Origin of the sequence: Flavitalea sp., assembly GCF_035489435.1 — a bacterium.
Classification (GTDB): domain Bacteria; phylum Bacteroidota; class Bacteroidia; order Chitinophagales; family Chitinophagaceae; genus DATHKG01.
Genome location: NZ_DATHKG010000040.1, coordinates 35,510 through 43,281, shown reverse-complemented (window position 1 = coordinate 43,281; position 7,772 = coordinate 35,510). Strand labels below are relative to the sequence as shown.

The following is a 7,772-nucleotide window of genomic DNA, read 5'->3' as shown; positions in this document are numbered from 1 at the left end:
GACCAGGCAACAGATGTTTAATTCTGTCGGTCTGCGGCAACGCAACGATCAAAGACTCCGGATATCTGCAACAAAGGAAGGGAAGCTCATTTCCCTGATACATGAAACAACAACACAAACTGCTATAGACAATGAGTTTATTGAGCCTTGCGGCGATTGTTCAAAACTGATGTATGATGTTCCAAACTCACTGATAACTTATCGTGTTGTTCCGATGAATATGATTTTGCCGACTTATACCCGTGGCCCGGGAAAGTCAACCGGCAGTTTCGCATTGGAATCTGCTATTGATGAACTGGCTTTCAAACTTGAAATGGATCCTATTGAGTTCCGGTTAAAAAATGAACCATCTAAAGATCCCTCAAATGGTAAACCCTGGTCATCGCGCAAAGTCGTTGAATGTCTGAATGAAGGTGCCAAAGCTTTCGGATGGAACAAACGTAAGATGGAACCGCGTTCAATAACCGAAGGTGATTACTGGATAGGATATGGAGTTGCCTGTGGAACTTATCCCGCAAGACAAAGGGAGAGTTCTGCTATCATTAAGTTAGCCCGAACAGGCAATGAAGTCAATGGAGTTGTTCAACTGGCCGCCTCGGATCTTGGTACAGGAACCCATACAATACTTGCACAGACGGCTTCGGATGGCCTTGGCTTACCGGTGTCAAAAATTAAAATCATAATTGGCGATTCCGATCTTCCTCCTGCTGCCGGTTCAGTAGGTTCTGTTGGTGCCACGAGTTTTGCCAACGCTGTTAATGACGGATGTACCAAAATCACGGATGAATTACTTGCAAAATCAGGAAAACAATTTTTTGTAAAGCCAACAGCTGCCCAATTAATGATTTCTGAAAATATCAATGCATTTGAAACAAGAGTCGACGCCAAGCCATCAGCTGATGCTGATCAATACTCTGCCCACAGCTTTAATGCAAATTTTGCAGAAGTGAGGGTAAATAAGTACACTGGTATGGTCAGGATAAAAAGGTTTCTGGCAGTAACAGCTGCCGGAAAAATCCTTAATCCGAAAACTGCGCGATCACAAATCATTGGAGGCAATATCTGGGGCATTGGTATGGCACTTACGGAAGAATCGGTTGTTGATGTACGTTATGGAAATTTTATTACACGTTCTTTTGCTGATTATCATGTGCCGTCAAATCTCGATATTGGGCAGTTGGATACGATTTTTATTAACGAAGATGATCAGCATTCAAATAAAATGGGCGTAAAAGGAATTGGCGAGGTGGGTATAGTAGGAGTTGCCGCAGCTGTTGCAAACGCCGTTTTCAATGCCACAGGAAAAAGGATCCGCCAGCTGCCTATAACACCTGACAAATTACTGTAACATAGTTTGCTGATCGGTCAGACTATGATCATGGCTTCAGATCTTCACCGGACGCCCTTGTCCGATGGCAATACCGTTTCATTATGTATTAATTGTTCAAGCGAAGCTGAACAGCAGCGTTTTTTTACTAATATCAGTAATGGCGGAAAAGTAGTAGAAAATAAATGAAATGCCGACAGGTGCTAAAATCGGAGAGGTGAATGATCGCTTTGGCAAGCAATGGATTTTTTATTACGATAAAAATGAGGCTTCCTGATTTACATTCAAGCCCACGATTTTTATATAGTAAATGCCTTTGGGCAAAGACGGAACACTGTTAATGGTCTGCCCGGGATAGCCTGCGACAAGTGAACACGAAAATACCAGGTTCCCCGAGCTATTATATAACATTAATCTTGAAGCTCCGGAGGCCAGGCCTTGAAATTTCAGCATATTTCGGCTATATATTACTGTTAGTGATTTTATCGCCCCCTTAATTTTTACCGGCACAACTGTGGAGTAAAAAAAATTTCCATCGGGCTCAATGATCCTTAACCTGTAATACAAAATGTCGATCCCCGGTGGGATCTGTATATCAGTTTGAGTATAAATTTTATTTGCCTGGAACTTAATTTCAACTTCAGAGGCAATCGCTTTATATACCCTGTTGTCCGTTGATCTTTCTGAAACAAGATGGGTTTCGGCCGCGACATCGTTAAGATGATATTGTAATGCCACGTTCCCGTTTCCGGCAATTGCTTTGAATGACAGTAACTTTAATGGAAGCACGATTCCAATTGCATCTACCTGTATGTTATCAAACACAAAGCGATTATTACCGCCGCTGTACAATACGGCATTGTGGCCATAGATACGAAAAGTTACAGGGGCAGGAAGGTTATTAAAAGCTGCACCGGGAGCGAATACAAAATTGGAATAGGCACCGGTTAGAGATCCGGTTGCCAGGTTTGTTGTGTAACCATCAAGGCTCGACCGGACTGTAAATTGTGTCGGGCCGCTTCCCCCGGATGAACCAGTGTTGCTGTGCCGCATTCTAAGGTTCAGGGAAAGAATATTCAAAGCCAATCCAATGTTTGGACTTAAAGTAAAGGAAAGATAAAAGTTGGCCGCAAGAGTGCCAGCAGGCCAACCATCATGGCCATAATATTCTGTGCCCCCGTTGAAAGCCCTGGTTGGGACAGCCGGTGAGAAATCTGCTATAGAAATTGTGTTGAAAGATCCTGCACTGCCTGTAATGGTACCTGTAAAAGTCCAGTTCGCAATTACCTGTGCATATGATGCCAGGTTAATTGTCAGCATCATAGTAAGAAGGCAGGTCTTTTTCAGGATTGTAGATCCTGCGATATTGCTGACAGGGTTCATCTGGCTTATTGCGGGTATGGATTACAGTTTTCAGGTATGGATTGCAGTAATAACGCTAAATGTTAACCCTTATTTTATGGTAATGGGAAATTCTGCCATTAAAGTCAGCCCGGATATTTAGGTAGTAAAGTCAGCTCAAATATTGAGGTAGTAAAGTCAGCTCAATACTGAGGTAGTAAAGTCAGCCCGGGCACTGAGGTAGGAACTTCGCAATATGTTGATCAAATTCATCTTCGTTGGGGAGAGAATTCCGTATTCAGTCCCTGGCTTAAAAGGTATATGTTTTGTGCCTTAAACAAAGACATACTTATTTAGTAAAAAACTAAATTTTTTTTTATGAGATCTCAAAATTCAGATCAGCGTCGATACTATGACGATGATCAGCAAAGAGACAAGGGACAACAATACAAGCGTTTTTTACAGGGCGAACAAAGGAGAGGTAATGAAGAAACCAGGGGAAGTACCCACTGGCCCGAAGGGGGTGGTTCTATGAAAAACAGTGATGCGTACCGGAAAAACTACCAGGAAGGGGATTATAGAAGCAACAGCGAAAGGGCTGGTCAGCCAGGCGGCGATTATCGTTCAAGGAACGAACAGAGAGAAAATCAATCGCGGTCCGGAAATCAGTACGGTCAGAGCAGCGAACAGCAACAAAGACGAATGAAAAGAGGATTTGGCGGCATGAATCGTCGCAGTGATTACCAGGACAGGGGGCAGCAGAACAGCTTAGGTCAACAACGATATGGCTCCGGAAGTGTCGGGAATTATGACCCGAGGTACGGAAATGAGTCTCGTTATGGCGGCTTAACCGAATACGATCAACGCAACCCGGGCGGCACCGATATGAATCAATATGACAACAGGAATGCCCGGAATGAGGGTAACCAGGATTCACGCAACCGTTATGGAAGTAATTATGGCCAGGGTTATTATGGCGAATCAGAAAACCAGGGTTGGATGCAGGATAGTGAGTACAGGAATAGAAATGAGGGACGCAATCAGGGTCGTGGTGAATGGAACAAGGGCCCTGGAAACTGGAACCAGGGCGGTGACGATTGGAATACGACGCGTGGAGATTTGAACCAGGGCCGAGGTGATTGGAACCAGGATCGTGACGACTGGAACCAGGGAAGAGGTGAGAGGAACCGGGGTCGCGGAGATTGGAACCAGGACAGTGCCGATCGTAATCCCAATATGAGAGGTAGCTACGGCACTGGTAATTATAGCAATATGCCCAGCAGAAACCAGGGGGGTACAGATTATAATTCCACCAGCAGATATTATTCCCGCACAAGAGACAATGATCCGTTTGTCTGAACCTAATCCGTTTATTTGAACCAAATCGGTTTACCAAATCGGTTTATCTGAATCTTAATTTAAGCCTTATCATTAATTTCTTTAAAAACTTGACATATGAAAGAGAATCAACAAAACGAAACACATGTCCAATCGCCTTCCAGGCGCGGTTTGGCAAATAAAGAAGAACAACAGGGTAGTGGACGCAGTGAAAAAACAGAGGAAGGCAAAGAATCACTACTTGAAAAATTTTTCATCAGCCAGCTGCAGGATATTTATTATGCAGAGCAGCAATTGGTAAAGTCTTTGCCTGAAATTGCAAAAGCTTGTACCACCGAAGAACTGGAAGATGCATTCAATGATCATCTTGCACAGACCGAAAGACATGTGAAACGCCTTGAAAAAGTGTTTAACATTATTGGCAAAGAAGCCGAAGGCAAACAATGCGAGGCTATGGATGGCTTACTGAAAGAAGCTAAAAGCATCATCGCAGAAACAAAAAAAGGTTCCATGACCAGAGATGCGGCCTTGATCATTGCTGCTCAAAAAGTTGAACATTATGAGATCGCCAGTTATGGCGGCCTTGTTCAACTGGCTGTAACCATGGATCTGCGGCGCGCAGCCGACTTGCTCGACAAAACACTCAGCGAAGAAGAGCAAACAGATTTATTACTTACTAATATCGCCGAAGGTCATATTAACATGGAGGCAGAAGATGAAGGAAACTATTCCTGGAACCAACGGAAAATGAATAAGAATGATTTGAATATGTAATATTTTTTGTGGTGCCTAAAAGCAATCTATCATCAAATAGATGCTTAATGAATGATCCGGGCTTTGATCCGGATCATTTTTTTTGTCTAATGCCCATCTTGACATTTCATCACTCACTCTCTCGCCACTAACTCATCACTCATCACTCATCACTGCCCTCAACGCCATCTTATATCGAATAAAGTTCAAGCGGCAGCCCATCCGGGTCAGCAAAAAATGTAAATCGTTTGCCTGTGAATTCATCTGTTCTCACAGGTTCAACAATTACACCTTTGCTTTCCAGTGATTCTTTAGCCTTTTCAACATCTGAAACCAGGAAAGCAAGATGTCGCAGTCCACATGATTCAGGAGTTGAAGGCCGGGAAGGCGGAGATGGAAATGAAAATAATTCGATTACATATTGATCCCCGATTGCGAGGTCCAGTTTAAAAGACTGCCTCGCCTCACGATACACTTCTCTTATTATTTGTAAACCTAATACCTCCGTATAGAACTTTTTGGATCGGTCATAGTCGGAACAGATAATCGCGATATGATGAATGCCTTGTAGCTCAGGTGTACTTTTCATAATTGCAAGATATGTATCAATCTGTTTATTTTTACTTCCGGAATCGATTGCATACCTGGTTATACCATTAAGCTCTAAATATCAACCGCAATCAAAGCTTATTTAAGAAATTAAATGTAGATTAGACGTTCCTCTTTACAAGGAACCAACTGAATTATTCATTATCAAAACAGCCATCATTAAAACGATCAGCTTTCCTTATGATTAATATTGATTTCGAAATAAGTACGGACGACCTGGGAAACTCAATTAAGAAGTTTTGGGATGTTTCCGGCAAAAAGATAAGCAATATTGAAAAGCACTATGATGCATTAAAAGGATCACCGGTTTTCACAGTAAATGGTCTTTACACCACGCGTGGCTGGACAGAATGGACACAAGGTTTCCAGTTCGGATCTTCACTGTTGCAGTTCGATGCAACTGGTGAAACTTCATTCCTTGAATCGGGACGTGAGCGAACGCTTGCAGTGATGGCACCACATCTGACTCATATAGGAGTACATGATCATGGGTTCAACAATGTGAGTACCTATGGAAATCTTTTGCGATTAATGAAGGAAGGGAAGCTATCATTTAATGAGTGGGAAAGAAATTTTTATGAACTCGCTTTAAAAGTTTCAGGAGCTGTACAGGCGGGAAGATGGACAAGAATTAATCACGGGGGATTTATGTATTCTTTCAACGGACCTCATTCATTGTTTGTCGATACAATCCGCTCCTGCCGTGCTTTATCGCTGTCTCATAGTCTTGGTCATATTTACCAGGCAGAAAATGACATCCGTATAAACCTTCTTGAAAGAGCCATGTTGCATTGCAAAGCAACAGCTATGTATTCTGTATATTATGGAGAGGGCCGTGATTCATATGATATATGGGGCAGAACTGCACATGAAAGTCTCTTCAACACCAATGATGGTCGGTACCGTGCGCCAAATTCACAACAGGGATATACGGGCTTCACAACCTGGACAAGAGGTCTTGCCTGGGCCATCTGTGGTTTCGCTGAACAACTTGAATACCTGCAAACTATTTCTGACGATGAACTTGATGCCATTGACGGCCGCGATAACATCGAAGAATATATGTTGAAAGCGGCGCATGCAACCTGCGATTTTTATATTGATAACAGTCCGATTGATGGTATTCCTTATTGGGATACCGGTGCACCACAGCTATATAAAATCAATGACTATCTCAACAAACCTGCAGATCCGTTTAATGAATATGAACCGGTTGACAGTTCTGCTGCAGCTATTGCCTGTCAGGGCCTGATGCGCTTTGGCAGATATCTCACTCATAAAGGTGAAGTTGTAAACGGAAAAAAATACTGGCAGGCTGGTCTCACAGTGCTCAGGAGCTTATTAAAAGAACCATACTTAAGTACCGACCCATCTCATCAGGGTTTGCTATTGCATACCGTTTACCATTGGCCGAACAGGTGGGATTATGTGCCAAAAGGTGCAAAGATTCCTTACGGTGAATCCTGCATGTGGGGAGATTATCATATTCGCGAAGCTGCACTTTATGTTCAGAAAATTATCAACGAAGAACCATATTACACATTTTATAACGGTGTTATCTGATGACTGAGATCACAGACTTTTCGAGATTGTGTGTACACACGATCACAACCAAACCCTGGGATATTCTTACTGCTGCGCAAAAATTTGCAGCTTCGGGGATCGGGGGAATAACAATCTGGCGCGACGCTGTTATAAATCAAAACCTGGGAGCGGTAAAATCCATGCTTGGTGACCTTGGCGTGGAAGTAGTTTCGCTCTGCCGTGGTGGTTTTTTTCCTTCAGTAGACCCGCCGAAGCGAAAGTTCGCTATCGACGACAACCTCCGGGCCATTGACCAGGCTCATGCCCTTGGTGCACCAATGATGGTAATGGTTTGTGGAGCTGATCCGCGTCAATCTTTGGAAGACTCACGGAAACAGATAGCCGAAGGCATTATGACATGTCTCGATCACGCATCGGCAGCGAAAGTTAAACTGACTATAGAGCCTTTGCATCCGATGTATGCCGGTGACCGTTCAGCTGTCAATACATTGGCCCAGGCTAATGACATGGCTGAAGAAATCGACTCGCCATGGGTAGGAATTGCGTTGGATGTTTATCATTTGTGGTGGGACAATGACCTGGAAAGGCAGATTGAACGTTGTGGCACAAATGGAAATCTGTCGGCTTTTCATATTTGTGACTGGAAAACACCAACCCTGGATATGCTTAACGACAGGGGATTGATGGGCGAAGGTTGCATTGATCTGAAAAAGATCAGGGGATGGGTGGAAAAAGCGGGGTTCAAGGGGTTTCATGAAGCTGAGATATTTTCAAACATATACTGGCAGCAAGATCAGGATCTTTATCTTGAGAAGATAAAGGATGCTTATCTTAAGTATTCATAAACGAGCTTGTACAT

Annotated in this window: 7 protein-coding genes; 5 read left to right on the top strand and 2 right to left on the bottom strand. The window is 43.2% G+C overall.

Translation table 11 applies throughout. The features are described 5' to 3' along the window. The coding region (locus tag VK664_RS06940) for a xanthine dehydrogenase family protein molybdopterin-binding subunit (RefSeq protein ID WP_461397902.1) at positions 1-1,348 on the top strand (1,348 nt) is incomplete at its 5' end. Positions 1,349-1,579: 231 nt separating this feature from the next. Here VK664_RS06940 and VK664_RS06935 read toward each other — a convergent pair. After that, positions 1,580-2,710 carry a hypothetical protein gene (locus tag VK664_RS06935; RefSeq protein ID WP_461397901.1) on the bottom strand — a complete coding sequence of 377 codons (1,131 nt, stop codon included), beginning with the start codon at positions 2,708-2,710 and terminating at the stop codon, positions 1,580-1,582. 336 nt (positions 2,711-3,046) lie between these two features. Here VK664_RS06935 and VK664_RS06930 point away from each other — a divergent pair, with 336 nt between their 5' ends. Both VK664_RS06930 and VK664_RS06925 read left to right on the top strand, forming a co-directional pair. Continuing rightward, entirely contained in the window at positions 3,047-4,027 is a 981-nt protein-coding gene (locus VK664_RS06930) for a hypothetical protein (RefSeq protein ID WP_461397900.1), read from the top strand. A gap of 96 nt (positions 4,028-4,123) precedes the next feature. Further along, positions 4,124-4,780: a YciE/YciF ferroxidase family protein gene (locus VK664_RS06925; RefSeq protein WP_461397899.1), complete on the top strand. Its 657-nt coding sequence runs from the start codon at positions 4,124-4,126 to the stop codon at positions 4,778-4,780. A 169-nt stretch (positions 4,781-4,949) separates the two neighbouring features. On the opposite strand, the gene gloA2 is transcribed toward VK664_RS06925, so the two are convergent. Then, a complete protein-coding gene (gene gloA2, locus VK664_RS06920) occupies positions 4,950-5,348 on the bottom strand; it encodes an SMU1112c/YaeR family gloxylase I-like metalloprotein (RefSeq protein ID WP_461397898.1) in 399 nt (132 codons plus the stop codon). A 200-nt stretch (positions 5,349-5,548) separates the two neighbouring features. Between gloA2 and VK664_RS06915 the strand changes: the two genes are divergently transcribed. Together VK664_RS06915 and VK664_RS06910 are read left to right on the top strand one after the other, a co-directional pair. Next, positions 5,549-6,931: a glycosyl hydrolase gene (locus tag VK664_RS06915; RefSeq protein ID WP_461397897.1), complete on the top strand. Its 1,383-nt coding sequence runs from the start codon at positions 5,549-5,551 to the stop codon at positions 6,929-6,931. Then, positions 6,931-7,758, top strand: a complete 828-nt coding sequence (locus tag VK664_RS06910) for a sugar phosphate isomerase/epimerase family protein (RefSeq protein WP_461397896.1) — start codon at positions 6,931-6,933, stop codon at positions 7,756-7,758. Before VK664_RS06915 ends, VK664_RS06910 begins: the two co-directional genes overlap by 1 nt. Positions 7,759-7,772: the final 14 nt, after the last annotated feature.